The organism is Pantoea sp. sgz302252, assembly GCF_047713085.1.
Lineage (GTDB): Bacteria > Pseudomonadota > Gammaproteobacteria > Enterobacterales > Enterobacteriaceae > Scandinavium.
Genome location: NZ_JBLFJW010000004.1, coordinates 106,258 through 129,298, shown reverse-complemented (window position 1 = coordinate 129,298; position 23,041 = coordinate 106,258). Strand labels below are relative to the sequence as shown.

Annotated in this window: 19 protein-coding genes, 1 other RNA gene and 1 pseudogene; 12 read left to right on the top strand and 9 right to left on the bottom strand. The window is 55.0% G+C overall.

The features are described from left to right. The first annotated feature begins 6 nt into the window (after positions 1 to 6). The 10 genes from cas7e to selO all read left to right on the top strand — a co-directional run bounded on the left by cas7e (position 7) and on the right by selO (position 9,356). Complete coding sequence (cas7e, locus tag ACLW56_RS04760; protein WP_330982668.1) at positions 7 to 1,053, top strand: type I-E CRISPR-associated protein Cas7/Cse4/CasC; 1,047 nt, start codon at positions 7 to 9, stop codon at positions 1,051 to 1,053. 3 nt (positions 1,054 to 1,056) lie between these two features. After that, positions 1,057 to 1,755, top strand: coding sequence for a type I-E CRISPR-associated protein Cas5/CasD (gene cas5e / locus ACLW56_RS04755; RefSeq protein WP_330982667.1), 699 nt, complete (start codon positions 1,057 to 1,059; stop codon positions 1,753 to 1,755). 44 nt (positions 1,756 to 1,799) lie between these two features. Beyond that, positions 1,800 to 2,660, top strand: coding sequence for a type I-E CRISPR-associated endonuclease Cas1e (cas1e, locus tag ACLW56_RS04750; protein WP_330982666.1), 861 nt, complete (start codon positions 1,800 to 1,802; stop codon positions 2,658 to 2,660). Beyond that, the gene (gene cas2e / locus ACLW56_RS04745) at positions 2,657 to 2,947 is read left to right on the top strand and encodes a type I-E CRISPR-associated endoribonuclease Cas2e (protein WP_330982665.1); all 291 of its coding nucleotides are present in this window, start codon (positions 2,657 to 2,659) and stop codon (positions 2,945 to 2,947) included. The genes cas1e and cas2e overlap by 4 nt, the downstream gene beginning before the upstream one ends. A 1,062-nt stretch (positions 2,948 to 4,009) precedes the next feature. After that, a complete protein-coding gene (gene btuC, locus ACLW56_RS04740; protein ID WP_330982664.1) occupies positions 4,010 to 4,990 on the top strand; it encodes a vitamin B12 ABC transporter permease BtuC in 981 nt (326 codons plus the stop codon). Between the two features lie 28 nt (positions 4,991 to 5,018). Further along, the gene (locus ACLW56_RS04735) at positions 5,019 to 5,570 is read left to right on the top strand and encodes a glutathione peroxidase (protein ID WP_330982663.1); all 552 of its coding nucleotides are present in this window, start codon (positions 5,019 to 5,021) and stop codon (positions 5,568 to 5,570) included. Positions 5,571 to 5,581: 11 nt separating this feature from the next. Next, the gene (gene btuD / locus ACLW56_RS04730) at positions 5,582 to 6,319 is read left to right on the top strand and encodes a vitamin B12 ABC transporter ATP-binding protein BtuD (protein WP_415377568.1); all 738 of its coding nucleotides are present in this window, start codon (positions 5,582 to 5,584) and stop codon (positions 6,317 to 6,319) included. A gap of 78 nt (positions 6,320 to 6,397) precedes the next feature. Further along, a complete protein-coding gene (locus ACLW56_RS04725) occupies positions 6,398 to 6,862 on the top strand; it encodes a C40 family peptidase (protein WP_330982661.1) in 465 nt (154 codons plus the stop codon). A 276-nt stretch (positions 6,863 to 7,138) separates the two neighbouring features. Continuing rightward, on the top strand, positions 7,139 to 7,852 hold the full coding sequence (locus ACLW56_RS04720) for an EAL domain-containing protein (protein WP_330982660.1): 714 nt from the start codon (positions 7,139 to 7,141) through the stop codon (positions 7,850 to 7,852). Between the two features lie 61 nt (positions 7,853 to 7,913). Beyond that, complete coding sequence (gene selO / locus ACLW56_RS04715) at positions 7,914 to 9,356, top strand: protein adenylyltransferase SelO (protein ID WP_330982659.1); 1,443 nt, start codon at positions 7,914 to 7,916, stop codon at positions 9,354 to 9,356. 3 nt (positions 9,357 to 9,359) lie between these two features. Here selO and ACLW56_RS04710 read toward each other — a convergent pair. The 8 genes and pseudogenes from ACLW56_RS04710 to ACLW56_RS04675 all read right to left on the bottom strand — a co-directional run. Next, a pseudogene (locus ACLW56_RS04710) lies at positions 9,360 to 10,070 on the bottom strand (heme ABC transporter ATP-binding protein); the annotation flags it as partial. A gap of 49 nt (positions 10,071 to 10,119) precedes the next feature. Further along, positions 10,120 to 11,109, bottom strand: coding sequence for an iron ABC transporter permease (locus ACLW56_RS04705; RefSeq protein ID WP_330982657.1), 990 nt, complete (start codon positions 11,107 to 11,109; stop codon positions 10,120 to 10,122). Further along, the gene (locus ACLW56_RS04700; RefSeq protein WP_330982656.1) at positions 11,109 to 11,927 is read right to left on the bottom strand and encodes a hemin ABC transporter substrate-binding protein; all 819 of its coding nucleotides are present in this window, start codon (positions 11,925 to 11,927) and stop codon (positions 11,109 to 11,111) included. The genes ACLW56_RS04705 and ACLW56_RS04700 overlap by 1 nt, the downstream gene beginning before the upstream one ends. After that, positions 11,924 to 12,952 carry a hemin-degrading factor gene (locus ACLW56_RS04695; protein ID WP_330982655.1) on the bottom strand — a complete coding sequence of 343 codons (1,029 nt, stop codon included), beginning with the start codon at positions 12,950 to 12,952 and terminating at the stop codon, positions 11,924 to 11,926. The genes ACLW56_RS04700 and ACLW56_RS04695 overlap by 4 nt, the downstream gene beginning before the upstream one ends. A 50-nt stretch (positions 12,953 to 13,002) precedes the next feature. Next, positions 13,003 to 14,982 (bottom strand): TonB-dependent hemoglobin/transferrin/lactoferrin family receptor, encoded by a 1,980-nt coding sequence (locus tag ACLW56_RS04690; protein ID WP_330982654.1) that lies wholly within the window; start codon positions 14,980 to 14,982, stop codon positions 13,003 to 13,005. An 83-nt stretch (positions 14,983 to 15,065) separates the two neighbouring features. Then, the gene (hemP, locus tag ACLW56_RS04685; protein ID WP_330982653.1) at positions 15,066 to 15,251 is read right to left on the bottom strand and encodes a hemin uptake protein HemP; all 186 of its coding nucleotides are present in this window, start codon (positions 15,249 to 15,251) and stop codon (positions 15,066 to 15,068) included. A 246-nt stretch (positions 15,252 to 15,497) separates the two neighbouring features. Further along, complete coding sequence (aroH, locus tag ACLW56_RS04680) at positions 15,498 to 16,544, bottom strand: 3-deoxy-7-phosphoheptulonate synthase AroH (RefSeq protein WP_330982652.1); 1,047 nt, start codon at positions 16,542 to 16,544, stop codon at positions 15,498 to 15,500. A 153-nt stretch (positions 16,545 to 16,697) separates the two neighbouring features. Next, complete coding sequence (locus ACLW56_RS04675; protein ID WP_330982651.1) at positions 16,698 to 17,531, bottom strand: pyruvate, water dikinase regulatory protein; 834 nt, start codon at positions 17,529 to 17,531, stop codon at positions 16,698 to 16,700. Positions 17,532 to 17,869: 338 nt separating this feature from the next. On the opposite strand from ACLW56_RS04675, the gene ppsA reads away from it, so the two are divergent. Continuing rightward, positions 17,870 to 20,248: a phosphoenolpyruvate synthase gene (gene ppsA / locus ACLW56_RS04670; protein WP_330982650.1), complete on the top strand. Its 2,379-nt coding sequence runs from the start codon at positions 17,870 to 17,872 to the stop codon at positions 20,246 to 20,248. Positions 20,249 to 20,445: 197 nt separating this feature from the next. Continuing rightward, positions 20,446 to 22,821: a glycoside hydrolase family 3 N-terminal domain-containing protein gene (locus ACLW56_RS04665; protein ID WP_330982649.1), complete on the top strand. Its 2,376-nt coding sequence runs from the start codon at positions 20,446 to 20,448 to the stop codon at positions 22,819 to 22,821. Here the strand turns inward: ACLW56_RS04665 and rprA are convergent. Next, positions 22,818 to 22,925: antisense sRNA RprA (gene rprA / locus ACLW56_RS04660), an RNA gene on the bottom strand. The two genes, ACLW56_RS04665 and rprA, sit on opposite strands and share 4 nt — an antisense overlap. Positions 22,926 to 23,041: the final 116 nt, after the last annotated feature.

Genomic DNA, 23,041 nt, shown 5'->3' with positions numbered 1-23,041 from the left:
TTTACCATGAGCTTACTGAACAGTATCCGTATCGAATTTCATGTCCTGCAGTCCTTTCCGGTCACTTGCCTGAACCGGGATGATGTTGGCGCACCGAAAAGTGCGATTGTTGGCGGTGTCACCCGCGCTCGCGTGAGTTCACAGTGCTGGAAACGCCAGGTGCGACTGGCGCTGCAAGAGTTTGGCATCAAGCTGGGCGTAAGAACAAAAAAAGTCAAAGAGCTGCTGCTCCCGCATTTTGCTACGAAAGGTGCAAATAGCGAACAGGCAGAAGCGTGTGCCACAAAAATGGCGGAACTGCTGTCAGCCGACACGCTGCTTTTTATCAGTGATGCAGAAGCGGCTGCGCTGGCTGCCTATGCGCAAGAAAAGGGCTTTGATGCCGCAGAAATCAAAGATAAAGAGCTGGAAAAAGTGGCAAAAAAAATTCTCAACCCCAACCTGGATGCACTGGATATCGCGCTCTTCGGGCGCATGGTGGCGAAAGCCGCTGGCATGAATGTTGAAGCCGCCGCCTCGTTTAACCATGCAATTTCCACCCATAAGGTCAGTAATGAAGTGGAGTTTTTTACCGCATTGGATGATTGCCCGGATACCTCAGGATCGGCGCACATGGGCACTCTTGAGTTTAACGCCGCCACTTACTATCGCTATGTCTGTCTCGATCTTGGTCAACTGGCGCAAACGTTGGGCCACGATGAACAAGAGACCAGCACTGAGCAACTGCAAAAAGCGATTGCAGCCTTTACTAAAGCGCTATTTGTGGCACTGCCTTCTGCGCGCCAGACGACACAATCTGGTGCCAGTCCATGGGAATACGCGCGGGTGTTGGTACGTAAGGGTCAGCGTTTACAGGTTCCTTTTGAAACGCCAGTTAAAGCGGTACAAGGCGGTTATCTGCAACCCAGCATACAGGAACTGCAAACCTATCTGGCGAAAAAAGAAAAGCTCAGCGGGTCGCTGTTCGGCAAGCAAGGTGATTACGAATGGGGAGTCAACGAGGAGTACGTGATCGACCAGTTGATTCATGATTTGCAATCTCATGTGGTGTAAATCATGAGCCACCATTATTTACTGCTCTGGCTTGAGGGGCCGCTACAAAGTTGGGGACATGACTCACGCTTTGGCCGTCGCGATACCTTGCCATTTCCGACGCAGTCTGGCGTTTGCGGCATCCTTTGTGCGGCGCTAGGGGCTGGTGGACTGCAGCGTGACTTGCTGGCGCAACTGACTAGCGGAAAATGGTTTGTACGGGCGATGCCACGCTGCAACGCTCAACCGACGGTACCGTTGTGTGATTTTCAGATGGTAGGCAGTGGCTATGACGAGAGTGACCCGTGGCAGCTTCTGCTGATCCCTAAAACCAGTGAGGGCAAAAAGGCCGTTGGCGGCGGCACGAAAATGACCTACCGCTATTACCTTCAGGACAGCGCCTTCGCCGTAGCTATCGAGCTTCCGCAAGTGTTAGCAAACGAACTGAGTGTGGCGTTGGCCGCTCCGGTGTGGGAGTTGTCTCTTGGGCGTAAAACCTGCGTGCCATCAGAATTTATCGGGCAAGGAATATTCACCTCGCTCGATGAGGCCTGGGAGCGCAGCGACCTGTTAATGGAGCAGAAAAACCGACAGCTTCGTTTTACGGTCTTCCCATCGGCCTTGCCAGAAGAGGGGGAAGTGCTAACGCTGAACGATGTGCCCTTGCAGTTTGGTGAGGATAAACGTTATGGCGATCGTCTGGTCACGATTGTTCATCCGTAATCTTAGTACTGCGTTATCGCAGCCCTGTTTCAAGGAGAGTATTGATGGCCGATGGAAAGCGTCTGTTCGTCAAAATTACCCGAGAATCATTGCCGCAGGTGAAAGATAAATACCCGTTTATCTACCTTGAACGCGGGCGGCTGGAAATTGATGACAGCAGCCTGAAATGGCTGGATGCAGAAGGGCAGGTAGTGCGTTTACCCGTAGCAACGATTAACACGTTGCTGCTGGGGCCCGGAACGTCTATCACCCACGATGCGGTGAAAACGGCAGCAGCGGCAAACTGTTCACTTTGTTGGGTAGGGGAAGACAGTCTTTTGTTCTATGCCGCAGGCTTTCAACCCACTGCGGATAGCAGAAACTTTCGCCGACAAATGACGATTGCCTGCGATGAAAAGCGGTCACTGGAGGTCGCGAGACAGATGTATCAAAGGCGTTTTCCCGATGCCGAACTCAGGGAGAAAAGCCTGAAGGAGATGATGGGAATGGAAGGTCATAGGGTTCGGGCGTTATATCAAGAGAAAGCGCTGCAGTATGGCGTCGGCTGGAAAGGACGGCAGTTCACCCCGAATAAATTTGAACTGAGCGACACCACCAATCAGATCCTGACATCAGCTAATGCCGCGCTCTATGGCATCTTGTGTTCCGCCGTGCATGCGATGGGCTATTCGCCGCAAATTGGGTTCATTCATACTGGTTCACCGTTGCCATTTATTTATGATCTCGCCGACCTCTACAAAGCTGAGTTGTGCATCGATCTTGCCTTTGCGCTGAATAAAGAAATGGCAGGTCAGTATGACAAGCATCTGCTCGCAAAACGCTTTCGCGAACGGGTTATCACCATGGAGTTACTGGAGAGGGTTGCATTTGATATCAAACAGTTACTTGGGGAAGAGAAAAAATGATTGTCGTAGTCGCCAATAATTTACCCCCCGCTGTTCGCGGAAGAATGAAACTCTGGTTTCTGGAACCCAGAGCCAACGTTTTCGTTTCAGGCGTAAAAGACGCTATAGCCGGTCACGTTGTGGATTACCTGCTGAGCCACTACCCCGCAGCCTCCGGTGGGATCATCTTTAAAAGTCTCCCCACCGCTCCAGGCTATGAAATCCGCACGATTGGTCTGCCAGACAAGACCCTCTGCGAAATATCCGGACTGCAACTTGTCATAGAAAAAATGTTACAGGGTGATTAAGCAAAACCACTATATAGGGTTGATAGTGAAGGCTCTTTAACAATATATTGGTGTCTTCTCCACGCCCGTGGAGGTGTTTCGCATATTGTTGCTCCACCGGGAGTTCCGGATCTGTCTTCTCCACGCCCGTGGAGGTGTTTCCCGCACGAGCTTTACCTGTGCCAGGGCTTCCCGGTCTTCTCCACGCCCGTGGAGGTGTTTCTTGTCCCTGAAGTTTCACCCTGACCGCAACCCGGTCTTCTCCACGCCCGTGGAGGTGTTTCTTAGGCTACCCGGATGAAATCGAGTACGAGTGCGTCTTCTCCACGCCCGTGGAGGTGTTTCTTAAGCGCACTGTTTCCTCCTTCCTGGAGCAGTGTCTTCTCCACGCCCGTGGAGGTGTTTCCGTCTGCACCGTTTACCCGCTCATCGGCAAGGAGTCTTCTCCACGCCCGTGGAGGTGTTTCCCAGACGCAGATACGCGGCCCCGCGCTCAACCGGTCTTCTCCACGCCCGTGGAGGTGTTTCCATCTGAATCCATCGAATGATGGACTTAGTAGGGTCTTCTCCACGCTCGTGGAGGTGTTTCTGTTGTCGTGTTACGACCGCACTGTGCGGGGACTGTTTCTCCACGCACGTGGAGGTGTTTCCTGGCTGTGACGATGGACGCCGCGCAGCAACTTGTCTTCTCCACGCACGTGGAGGTGTTTCCGTCCCCGTTAAAGCGCCGGATGCATTGCTAAGGGTCTTCTCCACGTACGTGAAGGTGTTTCTAATCTTGGCTACCAGCAACAAGCAGAGATCGCCTCTTCTCCACGTATGTGGAGGTGTTTCTAACGATGGCTGCGTAATTGCGGGCAGCGCGGAGTCTTCTCCACCCAAGTGGAGGTGTTTCCGTTGCCACGTCCCGACCAAACCCTGCGGGACTCGTTTCTCCACGTCAGTAGAGGTGTCATCGTCAATCACATCCGAAAAGGGGACCGTAAGTGTGCAGTCAATTTTCCGACTTCCGGAGCTTTTCCTTCCCACCTGGCCAGAACCCTCTTAAAATCATTCACCTGACCCCAATGGATTCTGGATTTCATGCACACACTCGCCCAACGACAGCACAGACGAAATCAGCGATGGCTTGGCGTGTTGCTGCTGCTTCTGCTGCTGGCGATTTTTATTAGCCTTTGTGCGGGCGAACAGTGGTTGTTTCCTCATGACTGGCTGACGCCGCGTGGGGAATTGTTTGTCGGGCGGATTCGCTTGCCGCGGACAGTGGCGGTGATGCTTGTCGGGGCGGCGCTCGCAGTCTCTGGTGCGATCATGCAGGCTCTTTTTGAAAACCCGTTGGCGGAGCCAGGATTGCTTGGTGTCTCAAACGGCGCGGGCGTAGGGTTGATTGCGGCGGTGCTGCTTGGAAAAGGTTTGCTCCCCGGTTGGGCGCTTGGGTTAAGTGCGATTGCCGGGGCGTTACTCATCACCGTTATTCTTCTGCGTTTTGCTCGTCGTCATCTTTCAACCAGCCGTCTGCTCTTGGCGGGCGTAGCGCTGGGGATTATTTGCAGTGCGCTGATGACCTGGGCGGTCTATTTTTCGACCTCATTCGATTTACGTCAGCTGATGTACTGGATGATGGGCGGCTTTGGCGGCGTGGATTGGCACCAGGCGTGGCTGATGCTGGCTTTACTTCCGGCGATGCTGTGGGTCTGTCTGCAATCTCAGGCGCTGAATTTACTGTCATTAGGCGAAACATCTGCCCGCCAGCTAGGGCTTCCGCTCTGGCTGTGGCGCAGGCTTTTGGTGCTGGTGACCGGTTGGCTGGTGGGCGTCAGCGTGGCGCTGGCTGGTGCGATTGGCTTTATTGGTCTGGTTATCCCGCATATTCTGCGTTTATGTGGCCTGACGGATCACCGTGTTTTGCTCCCGGCTTGCATGCTGGCGGGCGGCACGACGCTGCTTTTTGCTGATATCGTTGCCCGTCTGGCGTTGGCATCGGCGGAATTGCCGATAGGCGTTGTGACTGCCACGCTAGGCGCTCCCGTATTTATCTGGCTATTATTGAAAGCTGGCCGCTAAGCGCCGGTTAATCACCGAAGAGGATGCTATGCAACACGATATTCTGAACACCCACGTCACGACCATTGATGGCGAAAATATCAGTCTCGAGACCTTTAAAGGGGATGTCCTGCTGGTGGTGAACGTTGCCTCTCAGTGCGGATTAACGCCGCAGTATGAGCAACTGGAGAACATTCAGAAAGCCTGGGAATCGCAAGGTTTTCGCGTGTTAGGCTTCCCGTGCAATCAGTTTTTGGGCCAGGAACCGGGTAACGAAGAAGAAATCAAAACTTTCTGCAGCACCACTTATGGTGTGACTTTCCCGATGTTCAGTAAAATCGACGTCAACGGTGAGCATCGCCACCCGCTGTACCAAAAACTCACTGCGGCGGCACCCGTTGCCGTCGCGCCTGAAAGCAGCGGCTTCTACGAACGTATGGCCAGCAAAGGACGCGCGCCAAAGCAGCCAGGCGATATTCTGTGGAACTTCGAGAAATTCCTGATTGGCCGTGACGGTGAAATCATCCAGCGTTTCTCGCCGGATATGACCCCAGAAGACCCGATTGTGATGGAGTCGATCAAACTGGCGCTGGCGAAGTAATCATGCCTTTGATGCAGCTTCAGGCAGTGGAAGAAGCAGGGCGGTTACAGCCCGTCACAGCGGACGTGATGCAGGGCGAAAGTCTGCATCTTGTCGGGCCAAACGGGGCCGGCAAGAGCACTCTGCTGGCGAGAATGGCGGGCATCAGTCAGGGCAAAGGGCAGGTTAGCTTACTGGGCCGCTCTTTAGCGGAATGGCAGGCGTTAGCGCTTGCCCGCCATCGGGCTTATCTGACTCAGCACCAGACACCGCCGTTCGCTATGCCTGTCTGGCACTATCTGACGCTGCATCAGCATGATAAATCGCAGCACCCTCTCCAGCACGACGTTGCCGCAAAGCTAGGGCTTGAAGATAAGCTCGCACGCCCGGTCAATCAGCTTTCCGGCGGCGAATGGCAGCGCGTGCGTCTCGCTGCGGTTGTTTTGCAAATTCATCCTCAGGGAAACCCGGACGGCAAATTGCTGTTGCTGGATGAGCCGATGAACAGCCTTGATGTCGCTCAGCAAGCGGCGTTCGACAGGCTGCTGACAGAACTTCATCAGCAAGGCATTACTATTGTGATGAGCAGCCACGACCTTAACCATACGTTGCGCTTTGCCAGCAGTACGTGGTTGATGCGTCGAGGGAAATTATTGGCGAGTGGCAAGACGCCGCACGTTATGACGACAGAAAATCTGACGGCTGCGTATGATATGCCGTTCAAAAAGCTGACGACGGACGGCACTGAAATCCTGATAGCGGCCCTGTGAGGCGGCTTAAGGGTTGCCAGTTTCCGGCTTCGCGAGCTAAATTAAACCTATAAAAAAACTCAGAGGATACGCCAGGATATGCGTCCCTTTATTTTGTTAGTGGCGGCATTCATTTTAGCAGGGTGTAGCAGCCATCGTGCGCCGCCGCCCAATCCACGCCTTTCTGATTCCATCACGGTCATCGCCAATCTCAACGATCAGCTGACGAACTGGCGCGGCACGCCGTATCGTTACGGCGGCAGCACGCGTCGCGGGGTGGATTGCTCCGCCTTTGTGATGATGACTTTCCGCGATCAGTTCGATATGCAACTGCCACGCGACACAGAAAATCAGGCAAGAGTTGGCACCAAAATCGACAAAGACGACTTATTGCCGGGCGATCTGGTGTTCTTTAAAACCGGCTCTGGCGGCAGTGGTTTGCATGTTGGGATCTACGATACCGACAATCAATTTATTCATGCCTCAACCAGCCAGGGGGTGACGCGTTCCTCGCTGGATAATGTCTACTGGCGGAAAAATTTCTGGCAGGCAAGAAGGATATAGTCAGACAACGCAAAGGGGCCATTGGCCCTTTTTTGTTTAAGAAGAAATAAAAGCCTGCTTGCGAAATAATTATCGCGTCTAACACTATTCACGTAATGAATCTGTGGATTGTGCGTCTGCATGAATATGGATTACAATCATCATAATGATAATGCAAAGGAATTCCTGAAATAAAAAGGAACGAATGAACTTAATCTTTTTAAAATCAAAGATTTTCTTTTCTACTGGACCCACACAGCCGCGACCGGGGATAGCCCTTAAACAGGGGTGGGCGCAATGATTGTCTCACTGGATAAAGCATACCGGGCAGAAATAGTATTCCTCCCTGCCAGAAATGGCGGGGGCAAACTTGTGGGGCTTGAGCTCATCGCTAACTTTGTTGGTGCGCAGGACAACGTCCGCACGCCAACCAGTTTGATTACTTCTCGCCTGAGTCCGGATGACGACATTGCGCTGTTTACTGAAAAACTCTTGCTGCTTGAAAGCTGCCAGATCTTTTTTATTCAACAGGAATTGATTGCCTGGATTAATATAACGCCGGCAATCGCTGAAGCACTTTTAGTGCAAAAGGAACTGGCAGAACGCGCCGCCCGATTTTCTTTTCTCGAATTCACCGTCAATGAGAATTTTCCTCAGTTGAATACCCTCGATGAACAGCATTTGTTGGTTCAACTGGTGAATCACTTTCCGTTGGTATTGGGCAATTTTGGTGCCGGAGAAGCGTCCGCCTTACCTGTTTTTAGTGGGCTGTTTAAACGTGTGGCGTTGGATAAAAACTTTATCCAACAGCAGGCGCCGCTATTATCTTTTGACCCTTTTATGCGAGCGATTACCGCTCAAATTAAACCGTTCTGCGACGACATGATGGCGGCGGGAGTGGACAGCCAGACTCTGCTTGAGCGCCTGCAGCCATGGGGGTTTAGCGCCTATCAGGGCGCGCTGTGGCCTGCTGTCGATGCGGCGGCGTTAACGTCACTGGTGCAGGAATAACCCTGCATCTCGCCCGTATTTATCTGCCTGCGTTGGCACTACACTAAAGACAGGAGGAACCATGACCCTGTCTTTTACCCATCACTGGCGCGATGAGCTGCCAGGTTTTTATACCGAGCTTTCCCCAACGCCACTGGATAACGCGCGCCTGATATGGCACAACGCGCCTTTGGCGGAAGCACTCAGCTTGCCCGCATCGCTCTTTGCCACGACCAACGGCGCAGGCGTCTGGGGCGGCGAAACGCTGCTGCCCGGCATGCTGCCTTTGGCGCAGGTTTACAGCGGCCACCAGTTTGGCGTCTGGGCCGGACAGCTTGGCGACGGGCGAGGGATCTTGCTTGGCGAACAGCAACTGGCCGACGGGCGTCGCTACGACTGGCACCTGAAAGGCGCTGGCCTGACACCGTATTCCCGCATGGGTGACGGACGAGCAGTCTTGCGTTCAACGCTGCGTGAAAGCCTTGCTTCAGAAGCGATGTTTGCGCTTGGTATTCCCACCACTCGTGCTCTGTCTGTGGTCACCAGCGACACGCCGGTGTACCGCGAAACGGTTGAGCAGGGGGCCATGCTGATTCGCGTGGCGGAAAGTCACGTCCGCTTTGGCCACTTCGAGCATTTCTATTATCGGCGTGAGCCGGAGAAAGTTCGCCAGCTGGCCGACTATGTGATTCGCCATCACTGGGCTCATCTCGATAAAGAGGAGCATAAATACGTTTTATGGTTCCGTGACGTTGTCACAAAAACGGCGCGAATGATTGCCCGTTGGCAAACCGTCGGCTTTTGCCATGGCGTGATGAACACCGACAACATGTCGATTCTGGGCCTGACCATGGATTACGGCCCGTATGGTTTTCTCGATGATTACCAGCCGGGCTACATCTGCAACCACTCCGATCATCAGGGGCGGTATAGCTTTGAAAATCAGCCTGCCGTAGGGCTGTGGAATCTGCAACGTCTGGCCCAAACGCTGTCGCCGTTTATCGAAGTCGACACGTTAAACTCGCTGCTGGATGTCTATCAGGAAGCGTTGCTGGTGGAATACGGCAAGCTGATGCGTGCCAAACTGGGCTTGTTCAGCGAAGAAAAAGGCGATAACGAGCTGCTTAATGGCCTGTTTAGCCTGATGGAAAGCGAGGGCTGCGATTACACGCGGACGTTCCGCATGTTGAGCGCAACGGAACAAAACAGTGCTGCGTCACCGTTGCGGGATGAGTTTATCGACCGGGCTTCGTTCGATAGCTGGTTTGCTTCTTATCGTGCCCGGCTGCAACAGGAACAGGTTGATGACACGCAGCGTCAGCAAAGCATGAAGCAGGTTAACCCGGCGGTTGTCCTGCGTAACTGGCTGGCGCAACGTGCGATTGAACAGGCTGAACGTGGAGAGTATGAGGAGTTTGCTCGTCTGCATGAGGTGCTGCGCAACCCTTATGCAGACAGACACGACGATTACGCCAGCCGCCCGCCAGAGTGGGGCAAGCGGCTGGAAGTGAGCTGTTCCAGTTAGGGATTAGCGAGCTAAAAAAACCTGCGGTGTCTGGCTGGCAGGATGTTGTCCGATATGCACTTCAGCGCCGTACCAACGGCTCAGGGTCTCTGCCTGCAAGACTTGCGCGGGCGTGCCCTGGGCCACCATCTCCCCCTGATGCAACAGCAAAAGCCTGTCAGCCCAAAGTGCGGCCAGATTTAAATCATGCAGCACGGCACAGACGTGCAAATCCCCCTGAGAAGTCAGATTTTTTAGCAGGCGCAGTAAATGCTGCTGATGATACAAGTCCAGGGCTGAAGTCGGCTCATCGAGAAACAGCCAGCCTCGTGGCGCATTGTCCACCCACAACTGAGCGAGGGCGCGAGCCAGTTGCACGCGCTGCTGTTCACCGCCCGAGAGCGTGTTGTACTTGCGATTTTCCAGCGGCAGACAACCCGTCAACGCCATCACCTGAGCCACAATCTTACGGCTATCCTGTTGCGGCCAGGGCGCGCGTCCCATGGCGACGACGGCTTCAACCGGCCAGTCAAATCCCAGCTGACTTTGCTGGCGCATAACCGCTCGCTGGCGCGACAACGCCTCGGGTGTCCATTCGTTCAGCGCTTTTCCTTTCAGAGCACACTGACCGTTATCGGGGGACAAATAGCCTGTCAGCACTCGCAGTAAAGTCGATTTTCCCGCGCCATTAGGGCCAATCAGAGCGACCAGTTCTCCCGGTTGCAGGGAAAGTGAGATATCCCGCAAGACTGGCGAATAGCACAGCGACCTGGCGTGTAAACAGTTATCCATGAGCGCCTCCGCGACGGAAAATCATCCACAGGAACCACGGCGCACCGAGCAGGCTGGTGAGCAGGCCGACAGGCATTTCAGCGGGTGCGACAAGCGTTCGCGCGAGCGTATCTGCAATCAGCAGCAATATGGCACCAACTAGCACGGAGCCTGGGATCACAGCGCGATGATCGGCCCCCAGCCACATCCGCAGCAAATGGGGCACCACCAGGCCGATAAAGCCAATCACACCGCTAACCGCAACGGCGGAAGCCACCAGCAAAGCGCTGCACATCAGCAAACGCCTTTGGATTTGACGCACGTTCACCCCGAGGTAATGCGCTTCTTCATCACCCAGTTGTAGCAAATTGAGCTGCTTTGCCTGTCGCCAGATAATCGCCACCGTAGGCAGCATCAGCGAGGCGGTGGCGAGTAATGTAGACCATTGCGCCTGCCCAAGACTTCCCATTCCCCACAGTGAAAGCTGGCGCAGTTGAGCATCGTTACTGAGCCAGGACAACACGCCAACCGCCGCGCCGCACAGCGCATTGATCGCAATGCCCACCAGCAGCAGGCGTGACAGCGAATTGTCGTGACGCTGGCTGAGGATAAAAATAATCACCGTCACCGCCAGACTGCCGATGAACGCGGCAAGCATGGGCATATACAGCATCAACACCACGGGCAGGGAAAACGGCAGGACAACCCACAGGGCTACCGATAATGCAGCGCCACTGCTGATCCCCAACAGACCGGGATCGGCCAGCGGATTGCGAAATAAGCCCTGCATCACGCAGCCTGCCAGCGCCAGAGAGCCGCCGATGGTGAGAGCCAGCAACACGCGAGGTAAGCGGATGGTGAACCAGATTTGGCGCAGCGCGCTGTCGCCGTGCCAAAGGGCGTCAAGCGGCAGCTTCAGCGCCCCGAAAGTGGTGGCGCAGAGCGTTAACAGCAGCAACAGCGCCAGCAATGAGCACAGAGAACGGAAAATCTGCGGCGTCATCAGGGCAGCTGCTCCGCTTTCTGGCGTAGCTGCTGGATGGCTTCCGGCGTGCGGATGCTGAAGCCCAGCAGCGCCATGTCATCCACCAGTAACACCTGTTTGTGACGGCCTGCCGGGGTTTGTGCGAGACCCGGCAGTTTCCACACTCCCTCTTCGCCGCCCAGGCTTCTTACGCCGTCTTGAGAAATGACGATTAAGTCAGGCTGGCTGACGATCACGCCTTCCTGGGAAAGTGGCTGGTAGCGGTTGAAACCCTGCATAGCATTTTGCAGGCCAGCCGCGCGAATCGCGGTATCGGCCCCCGTTTGCTGTCCCGCAGCCATTGCGCTCATGCCACCATGACTAAGTATAAACAGCACACGTTTGTTGAGCGGCGTGGTTGGCAAGGCGGCCAACTGAGTCTGCATTTGTTGGCGCAGCTTTTCGCCCTCGGCTTCTTTATGCAGCGCAGCGGCAATCACCTGGATCTTTTGATCAATCACCGAAACATCGTTACTGCCAGGAACGGTCACCACGGTCACGCCGTTTTGCGAGACTTGTTTCAGCGCCAAAGAAGGCTGAGCCTGAACGCTGGCGAGCACTGTTGTTGGGCGAGTGGCAAGAATGCCTTCAGCATTCAACTGACGAAGATAGCCGACATCCGGCTTTTTCGTCGCTTCAGGAGGCCACATGCTGGTGCTGTCACGTGCAACGAGGGCGCTTTGCGCCCCCAGTGCATAGACAATCTCCGTCACGTCGCCGCCAAGTGAAACCACTTTTTGTGCCGCTGCACCGGCCAGCAACGGCAGGGCAACCATCAACGCGACGAGAGTTTTCATGCGGCAAGCCCTTTGGCGATCAACGCTTCAACCTGCGCGCGCCATTGTGTTTGCTCTGGCTCGCCTTCAGTGCGCTGGCCATAAAGTTGCGCAATCTGCGTGCCATCGGCGGCGAACAGTTCCAGGCTGGTGACATGCCCGTCAGCCGTAGGTTTACGCGTGATCCAGCTTTCGGCGATGGTGTCTTCGCGCAGGTGCAGGGTAAAGGCGCTGTTGAAGATATTCAGCCAGCCTTTCATTGGCACGATTTTCTCAATCGCTCCGGTGAAAATCTGCACGCAGCCACGGTTGCCGACAAAGACCATGATTTCGTTGGCATCCAGACGGGCGTTTTCCAGCAGGCGGGCAACGGCATCGTTACCCACCAGACAGGCGAGATCGTCGCCAACCAGACGGAAAGCTTGCTGGCGGCTCAGGTTATGGCGTTTGAGCAGGGCAAAGAACTGATGGACGTCAGTCATTGCACGCCATTCGCCATCAAGCGTAGAGCCGTCGACCTCGCTAGCCGTGTTCTGTACTTCAGTTGGTTGCAGCACCAGTGCCGGGTTATCCGCGTGGATAAAACGGGTCAGCACATCCCCCCAGGCCGCCATATCCGTAGCTTCGGTGGTATAGACTTTTAGCAGCGCATCGCCCTGATTATCGAAAAACTGGATGCTTTGGCGCTCGCCGCGCACGTTGGTTTCGCTGATATGGAATACGCTTGCCCACTGATTGAGGAACAAACGCAGATCCAGAGCTCGTGGGTTTAACACCAGCCCGGCGTGTCCGCTCAGGTGCTGGTTTGTGAAACTGCCCACCTGTTCGTGAACAGCGTATTCGTTGCGGCAAATGCACTTCACGTCGCCAACAGCTTCGAGAGCGGCCAGCACATCGCGAACTTCGCCTTTTACTCGCCAGGCATCGTGCCCCACGCGCGCCCAGGTGAGCTCTGCCTCACTGATAGTCATCATGGCAGCAATATCACGGGCATATTTCCCAGGGTTTTCTTCTTTCAGTGCCAGCCAGCGTGTGTAGTGATTCATTCTCTTTTTCCTTCCAGTTCAGGACCCCGGCGAACCGAGGTTGGGTGTGATTACCACTGATAACTCACGAAAATTTTGCCGTTCTGTCCGTCTTGCGGAATGCCTTGCGGCGAGGCGTACTCTTTGTCGAAGGCGTTGCCGAAGACCAGCGTTGTGGTCAGGCCGCTGAGGGATTGCTGGCCTTTATAGCTGACGTAGAAGTCGTTCACGCCATAGCCGGCTTGCGGGCTGGCGCTGATGTTTTTGGTGTCTTCGGCAAAAGTGCCTATCCAGCCCACCGAGAAGCCAGAATGGGCAATTGGCACATCCAGGCGAGACGTCACGGTGTCCGGGTTGATGCTGGTCAGCCAGGCGCCCGTGTCGGTGTCTTTACCGCGGGTACGGTTATAGGCGACATCCAGGCTAAAGAAGTCGGTGGAGTATTTGCTCATCACGTCCCAGCCCCAGATTTTGGCGTCAGGCACGTTGACCGACGTGGTCGTCGCGGCGGCAAAATCGACGGAGGTGGTGATGTAATCTTTGGCGTTGGTATCGAAGTAGCTGGCTTTGAACTCCAGACCGTCGTTAGCCATCAGCAGATCGTCAAAGCGCAGACCGAAACCGTATTCCTGCGTTTCGTTGGTTTCCGGACGCAGGTTTGGGTTTGGCACCCAATAGTTGGTGTAGAAGCTGCCGATGGAGAAGTGCTTCGCATCGTTATACATCTCGCCCATTGTCGGGGCACGGAAGGCCTGGGCGTAAGAGCCGAACAGCATCAACCAGTCTGTCGGGCTAATGGTCAGACCCGCGCGGGAAGACCACTTGTCCGCATCGACATCGTCGTAGCCGTCGCTGCTGCCGCGGTAGTTGTCATAGCGGGTGCCGCCCAGCAGGGTGACGGGCAGGTCGCGCAGGGTTATCTCATCCTGTAACCAGCCAGAGCTGAAATTGATGCTTGCATCCGGGAATCCGGTGGTCACGCCGCCCGGATTTTGCTCCTGGCGATAGTATTCCCCGCCATAGGTCAGCAGGTGGGAAGCGAAGCTGTCACTGAACAGGCGCGTGCGGTTTTCAACCTTACCGCCTTTGGTGGTCTGTTTACGGAATTCACCGGTGTCATCGATGTTTTGCGCGTTGATACGCACTTCAGACCAGTAGGCTTTAACGTCCGCATTGAGCCAGTCGTTGCCTTCTGGCGCAATGTTGTAAGTCAGTTGGGCATCGCGCTGAATGGTAGAGCGATCGGTCAATGGGTTGCTGCTGTCGGATGCCGCAGGCGTTTGCGGATTTTTCGGTTCCTGCGAGGCGTTATTGTAGTAACGCAAAGAGCCACTCAGCTTCTGTGCCGGGTCGATTTTCCAGCTCCCTTTAGCAAGGAAGTTGCTGATGCTTTCGTCGTTAGGCGCGGTAAAACCGTCACTTTGTTTTAAATCACCCCGATCGCGGCTTGACCAGGACACCAGCCCGTCCAGCGTATCGGTTCTGCCAAACGCGCTGGCACCCATGCCAAGACTGTGATCGCCCGTACCGCCGGTACCAAACACGCGGTATCCGCTGTTCTGGCCTGCACTCAGTAAATCGGCGGCATCAACGGTGTCATAAGAAATCACGCCGCCCAGTGCGCCGCTGCCATACAGCAGGGCGGAAGGGCCGCGAACCACTTCGATGCGTTTGATAAGCGCCGGGTCGAGGAAGGTGCTGTTCAGGTGTCCGGTATCGGTGCCCTGGCGAATGCCATCGACCAGCACCAGCACGCCGCGACGGTCATAACCGCGCAGATTAACGTCCTGCCCGTTAGTCCGGCCTGTACCATCAATCGTAAGTCCAGGAACCTGACGCAGCATATCGGCGGCGGAACTGGCGGTTTGCCCTTCCGGGGTATCAGCCTCAATCACGGTGACCATCATCGGCGCTTCAAAAGCGCTACGTTCGTTGCCGGTGGCGGTAACGGTCATTTGTTCAGACGCCGCGAACGCCGGGGAGGCGATAGCGCCGAAAACAGCCAATGCGACCAGCGATGGGCGCAAAGACGCGGAATGCAGGTGTAGCATGCAACTCTCCATAGGAAGTGAAAAGCGCTGGCTGCCTCGGCATTCGGTCCTGGGTGGCTGGCGAAAGGTTGTGTGTTAACGAATTATTTTGTCAGGATTAATTTACCGGCATGAGTCTGGCGCAGCAGGTAATGCTGGCCATCATGTTCGATAATGACGCGGCCTTCCGGGCCCAGCAGCGTTTTGCTGTCTATGCGACGATCGCCAGGCTGTGGCTGCGGTTTGTGATTGAGTGGGCCGCGAGGAACCGAAGTGTCCAGAGATGTCATAATGGTAAAATAGCAATCAAGGTAACAATGATAATCATTATCAACAAATCAAAAGACGCAGCAAGTCCTTTTGTGAAAAATAGGTGAAGGGATCAAAAAATGGAGGTAAACCGTAAAACCTTCACTTCGAGAAGGTTTTTAGTGTTTGCTCCCTCTCCACGTGGGAGAGGGTTGGGGAGAGGGCATCAGACCGCACAGGGGGGGTGTAGGTCGGGTAAGCGAAAGCGCCACCCGACAAAGCAAAACTCAGAAACGACTCTCAACAGCCGCAGCCAGCTTATCCAGCAGAATTTCGCTGTCTTCCCAACTCAGGCACGGATCGGTAATCGACTGGCCGTAAGTCATTGGCTGACCGGCGACGATTTTTTGTGTGCCTTCCCGCAGGAAGCTTTCGGCCATGATCCCGGCAATGGCGGTGGAACCATTGCGAATCTGATCGCAGATGTCATCACACACTTCGAGCTGGCGACGATGCTGTTTCTGGCAATTGCCGTGGCTGAAATCCACCACCAGATGCTCTGGTAAATCGAACTCATGCAGCGTATCGCAGGCCGCAGCCAAATCCGCTGCGTGGTAGTTTGGCTTTTTGCCGCCGCGCATAATGATATGACCGTAAGGGTTGCCGCTGGTCTGGTAAATGGTCATCTGACCGCTCTTATCAGGTGAGAGGAACATGTGGCTGGCACGGGCAGCACGAATCGCGTCAACGGCGATGCGGGTGTTGCCATCCGTGCCGTTTTTGAAGCCAACAGGGCAGGAGAGCGCTGATGCCATTTCACGGTGGATCTGGCTTTCCGTGGTGCGAGCACCGATAGCGCCCCAACTGATGAGATCGGCGATGAACTGACCGGTCACCATATCGAGAAACTCGGTCGCCGTTGGCACGCCCAGCTCGTTGACCTGCAACAGCAGCTTACGTGCCTGCTCGATACCGTGATTCACGCGATAGCTGCCGTTGAGATCGGGATCGGAAATCAGGCCTTTCCAGCCGACAACGGTGCGCGGTTTTTCGAAATAGGTGCGCATGACGATTTCGAGGCGATGCTGGTGTTTTTCACGCAGCGCCTGCAAACAGCGTGCGTAATCCATGGCCGCGTCCAGATCGTGAATCGAGCACGGCCCGACAATCACCAGCAGACGTTTATCTTCGCCATTAAGGATTTTTTCAATACGGCGGCGTGAGGCGGTGACATGGGTTGCGACTTCAGCGGAAACAGGGTGACGCTGCGCCAGTTCAGCAGGCGTTACCAGGCTGTCGATGCGCGCCGAACGCAGTTCATCAGTTTTGTTCATTGGGACTCTCAGAATTGGGTTGCTCTCGCGGCTGAAATGCCGGAAGTGATGCGCATCACGATAAACCAATCTCTGTTTTATTCAAGGCAGAATGTGACGCACATCTTATTACGCAGCAAATCTTACCGCATTTCGCTGCGTTGTACTAGTGTGTTAGTACATGCGGCGGCTGAGACCCATCATGTCGAGGATTTTGGTGGCTATCTCTTCCACCGAATAGTTGGTGCTGTTCAGCCAGGGGATCTGATTTTTGCGATACAGCGCCTCGACTTCCGTGACCTCCATGCGGCACTGGCGCATTGAGGCGTAGCGGCTGTTTTCCCGGCGTTCTTCGCGGATTGCCGCCAGCCGTTCCGGATTGATAGTCAGACCGAAAAGCTTGTGTTGTAACGGCTTCAGCGCGGCGGGCAGGACAAGGTTATCCATATCGTCGGCGATAAACGGATAGTTTGCCGCGCGGATACCAAACTGCATCGCCAGGTACAAACTGGTGGGGGTTTTACCGCAGCGCGACACGCCGAGCAGGATAACCTGGGCCTGATCGAGATTACGCAAAGAAATGCCGTCATCGTGCGCTAACGTGTAGTCAATGGCAGCGATACGGGCGTCATACCTGGTGAGGTTGCCTGGCGTTAAGCCGTGCGTGCGGTGAGCGATAGGCGTGGGGTCCAGTTTGAGTTCTTGCTGAAGAGGGGCAACCAGTGCCTGAACGATGTCCTGACAAAACCCCTCACTTTGCAGAATGATGGTGCGGATTTCAGGCAACACGATGGAATAGAACACCAGAGGGCGCACGCCGCTTTGCTGGTAGATAGCGTCAATTTGCTCTTTAACCGCTTTGGCACGGCTTTCCGTTTCGACAAACGGCAACGTGATGCTGTTGACCGAAACCGGGAATTGCGACATCACGGCGTGGCCCAGCACTTCGGCTGTGATGGCGGTGCCATCAGAAATATAAAATACGTGGCGATCGACAGCATTATCCATTTTGACCATCCGGTTTGTTTAACGTTAATTCGCTGAAGGCTCTATTTATTTTAATCATAACTGAGGATATTTTGTCTCCCTTTAAAAAATGGAACAGTATTTTTATTTTTAATGAAAAGGGCTGTTCATTTTCAGTGAGCGGTCTATAGACCGCCATTTGGTGTGGGAATGCTGATGAATCATGGAGTTATGCTAAAGAGGGAAACTGTCTGAAAAAAGGGAAAAATAATTTGCTTGAACGATTCACCGTTTTTTCAGCCGGGTTAATTATGGCAGGATAAATAACGAAGCCAGGGCTCTTCTGGCATTTTTCTTAATTCATATAAGGAATTATTTCGATGTCCAACAATGGCTCGTCACCGCTGGTGCTTTGGTACAACCAACTCGGCATGAATGATGTAGACAGCGTTGGGGGCAAAAATGCCTCCCTGGGTGAAATGATTACGAATTTGTCCGATTTGGGCGTTAGCGTTCCGAACGGCTTTGCCACTACGGCTGATGCTTTCAATCAGTTCCTCGACCAGAGCGGCGTTAACCAGCGTATTTATCAAGTGCTGGACGAAACCGACATTGACGACGTCACCGCGCTGGCGAAAGCCGGGGCGCAAATTCGTCAGTGGATCATCGATACTCCTTTCCAGCCTGAGCTGGAGAAGGCCATTCATCAGGCTTACGACCAGCTTTCAGCTGACGACGCGGAAGCCTCATTTGCCGTGCGTTCTTCCGCGACGGCCGAAGACATGCCGGATGCTTCCTTCGCGGGCCAGCAGGAAACGTTCCTCAACGTTCAGGGCTACGATGCCGTGCTGGTGGCCGTGAAGCATGTGTTTGCCTCTTTGTTCAACGACCGCGCAATCTCTTATCGCGTGCATCAGGGCTATGACCACCGCGGCGTTGCGCTCTCTGCGGGCGTTCAGCGCATGGTTCGCTCCGATCTCGCCTCTTCCGGCGTGATGTTCTCCATCGATACTGAATCCGGCTTTGATCAGGTGGTGTTTATTACCTCCGCCTTCGGCCTGGGTGAAATGGTGGTGCAGGGCGCGGTGAACCCGGATGAGTTCTATGTGCATAAACCCACGCTTGCCGCCAATCGCCCGTCCATTGTGCGCCGTACCATGGGCTCGAAAAAAATCCGGATGGTGTATGCCCCGACTCAGGAGCATGGCAAGCAAGTCCGAATCGAAGATGTGCCGCAGGCTGACCGCGACCGCTTCTCGTTGACCAACGAAGAAGTGCAGGAACTGGCGAAACAAGCGGTGCAGATTGAAAAACACTACGGTCGTCCGATGGATATCGAATGGGCCAAAGACGGGCATACCGGCAAACTGTTTATCGTACAGGCTCGCCCGGAAACCGTGCGCTCGCGTGGGCAGGTGATGGAGCGTTATACCCTTCACGCTCACGGGAAAATCATCGCTGAAGGCCGTGCTATCGGGCATCGCATTGGTGCGGGCCCGGTGAAAGTGATTCACGACATCAGCGAAATGAACCGCATTCAGCCGGGTGACGTACTGGTCACCGACATGACCGACCCGGACTGGGAACCGATCATGAAAAAAGCCGCCGCCATTGTCACCAACCGTGGCGGGCGCACCTGTCATGCGGCGATTATCGCCCGTGAACTGGGCATTCCAGCGGTGGTGGGTTGCGGCGATGCAACCGAACGCATGAAGGATGATGAGAAGGTTACCGTCTCCTGTGCGGAAGGCGATACCGGCTATGTTTACGCCGATATGCTCGACTTCAGTGTGAAGAGCTCCAGCGTCGATACCATGCCGGATCTGCCGCTGAAAATCATGATGAACGTCGGTAACCCGGATCGTGCGTTTGACTTCGCCTGCCTGCCCAACGAAGGCGTGGGGCTGGCGCGTCTGGAGTTCATCATCAACCGTATGATTGGCGTGCACCCGCGTGCGCTGCTGGAGTTCGACGATCAGGACGCGAAGCTGCAGGCCGAAATCCGCGAGATGATGAAAGGCTACGATTCGCCGAAAGAGTTCTATGTGGGTCGTCTGACAGAAGGCATCGCGACGCTGGGCGCGGCGTTTTATCCGAAGCGCGTGATTGTGCGTCTGTCCGATTTCAAATCTAACGAATACGCCAATCTGGTGGGCGGCGAGCGTTACGAACCGGAAGAAGAAAACCCAATGCTGGGCTTCCGTGGGGCAGGCCGTTACGTATCGGAAAGCTTCCGTGATTGCTTCGCGCTGGAGTGCGATGCCGTCAAACGCGTGCGTAATGAGATGGGGCTGACCAACGTGGAAATCATGATCCCGTTCGTGCGTACCGTTGACCAGGCGAAAGCGGTGGTGGACGAACTGGCGCGCCAGGGGCTGAAGCGCGGTGAGAACGGGCTGAAGATCATCATGATGTGTGAAATTCCGTCCAATGCGTTGCTGGCCGAGCAGTTCCTCGAACACTTTGACGGCTTCTCGATTGGGTCGAACGACATGACGCAGCTGGCTCTGGGTCTGGATCGTGACTCCGGCGTGGTCTCTGAGCTGTTTGATGAGCGCAACGAAGCCGTGAAAGCGCTGCTGTCGATGTCGATTCGCGCGGCCAAGAAGCAGGGCAAATATGTCGGCATCTGCGGCCAGGGGCCATCGGATCACGAAGACTTTGCCGCGTGGCTGATGGAAGAAGGCATTGATAGCCTTTCGCTTAACCCGGACACCGTCGTACAGACGTGGCTCAGCCTGGCTGAACTGAAAAAATAATCGCCTCTCTCTCCCCGGCCTCCCCGGCACTGTCCGGGGATTTTTTTATCCCGCGTTCAACGCCTTGCGGCGGATCACACTCCTGGCAAAAAACAAAAAATCATAAAACCGCTGGTCAATTCTGCAATTGTCGGTCTGCGGTGCCTTTCCAATACTGAGTGCCTTAGCCTTTCCTTTCACGCACTCAGGAGTCAAAGATGACCGCTCTCTACAAAGATGCGCAGCGTCCCGTTGCCGACCGTGTTGCCGATTTACTGGCGCGAATGACGCCGGAAGAAAAATTTGCCCAGATGCATGCTTATTGGCTGGTGCTCAGCGTTCAGGGCGACCACCGCGAGCGTTCGGATATGAGCGATGAGTTTGCCGGTGTGTCTGAACAGGCCTCTTTAAACGAACGACTTAAGCTCGGAGTGGGGCAAATCACGCGCCCGCTTGGGACGCACATTGTGGATGCCAGAACGGGCGTAAGGGCGGCGAATCGCCTGCAAAAAATGCTGGTGGAAGAAACCCGACTCGGCATCCCCGCGCTGTTTCATGAAGAGTGCCTGGTGGGCTTGCTCTGCAAAGACGCCACGCTGTTTCCTTCCTCGCTAAACTACGGCTCAACCTGGGACCCGGAGCTGGTTCGTCATGCAGCAGAATGTATCGGTCAGGAAGCCCGTTCGACGGGGTGCCATCAGGGATTAGCGCCGGTTCTGGATGTCTCCCGCGATGTTCGCTGGGGGCGCACAGAGGAAACGTTTGGCGAAGATCCGTGGTTAGTCGGCGTGATGGCCTGTGCTTATGTTGAGGGATTGCAGGGCAAAAAGCGTGATGTGCTGGCAACCCTAAAACACTATGTAGGGCATTCTTTTAGCGAAGGTGCGCGCAATCATGCCCCGGTGCACCTGGGCTTTTGTGAACTCAATGACACGTTCCTGCTGCCCTTCGAAATGGCCGTCAAGCTGGCGAATGCCGGTTCCGTTATGCCTGCTTATCACGATATCGACAATCAGCCAGGGCACAGCGACCCCTTCCTGTTAACCGACATTCTGCGTGAAAAATGGGGATTCGACGGCATTGTGGTCGCTGATTATGGCGGCGTGAGCCTGTTGCATCAGCATCACGGCGTTTCTCACGATGCGGCTGAATCTGCGGCGCTGGCGTTTAATGCCGGGCTGGATGTCGAATTGCCCAAGGATGACTGTGCTCGTCATCTGGCGCAAGCCGTGGAGCGAGGGCTTATCTCGATGCAGAAAGTCGACGAAATTGTGGCTCGCACGCTCACCGAAAAATTCCGCCTCGGTCTGTTCGAACAGCCTTATGCGGACGAAAACGGCATTGAGTTGCAAAGCGCTACGACCCGTCAGGCAGCACGCGATGTGGCAACTCGCTCGATCACACTGCTGGAAAATAACGGGGTGTTACCGTTGGCAGGAAAACCCCGTGTTGCGGTGATTGGCCCGACGGCTGACGACCCGTTAGCGCTGCTTAGCGGTTACAGCTTCCCGGTGCATCTCATCATCAGCGATATGCTGGAAGAGACTTCTCAGGCCACTACGCCGCTCAACGCGCTGCGCCAGTGCCTGGGTGAACAGCATATTCGCTACGCCAAAGGCTGCCATATTATTGAAAAGCGTATGGCAGGAGCGCCAGTATTTCCGGGCGACAGCAGCGGCAAGCCGATGCAGCACTCCCCCGTTTCTTTCGATACTTCGCTGATCCCTGAAGCCGTTCGCATCGCGCAGGAAAGCGACGTGGTGGTGGCCTGCGTGGGCGATCTGGCTGGATTATTCCAGAGTGGAACGGTGGGCGAAGGGTCTGATACCGATTCGCTGGAATTACCCGGCGTGCAGCAACAGTTGCTCGAAGCGTTAGTGGCAACAGGGAAACAGGTGATTGTGGTGATGACCGGCGGGCGGCCTTATCACCTGCAAGGGCTGGAAGACAAAGTGGCTGCCCTGCTGATGGCCTGGGCGCCAGGCCAGGAGGGCGGCTGGGCGATAGCCGACGTGCTGACAGGACGAGCGGAGCCTCAGGGAAGATTAGTGGTCAGCGTGCCGAAAAGCGCCGGGGCAATGCCGTATTACTACAACCACAAACTGAAAAGTGGCGGAACGCCTTTCGCCTTCCACTTCGGCAGCCGCTATCCGTTTGGTTATGGTAAAGGCTGGGCGCAATTCAGCTTCGGTCAGCCTGAATTGCTGACATCCGAAGTGACGCCGGAAGGGGAAATTTCAGTGCGTATCGCTATCACCAACAAGGGCGAACGCCACGGCAGCGAAGTGCTGCAACTTTATGTGCGCGACAAAGTGGCCTCCATGGTGCGGCCGGTCAAAGAGCTGAAAGCCTTTCAACGTGTGTCACTGGCTGCGGGGGAATCGGCGAGCCTGACCTTTACGGTGCCTGTCGATATGCTCAATTTCACCGCGCGAAATGGGAAGCGAATTGTCGAACCCGGCGAGTTTGAGTTGATGATTGGCACTTCATCCACGGATATTCATGGCACGCTGACGGCAACAGTGAGCGGTGAAACGCGGGTTTTACCCGAAAATTGGCGCATGATGAGCCGATGTGATGTGAAACGCGGATAAAAAAAGGCCCATCGTGGGAGATGGGCAAAGACTACACACAGCAATTCGTTGTTTCACTCAGGGGATTTCCATGCTTATAAATCAAGGTGTTGATTTATAACCTTGGGCTAATAGTAGGCATGGAGAATTTTTGCGTCGATCAGATTGGTCTTAATAGTTAAAAAGAGGTAAAGAATTTGCGACGCGAAAGAGGGTGATTCAGGGAGTGAGAAGCGCTGAG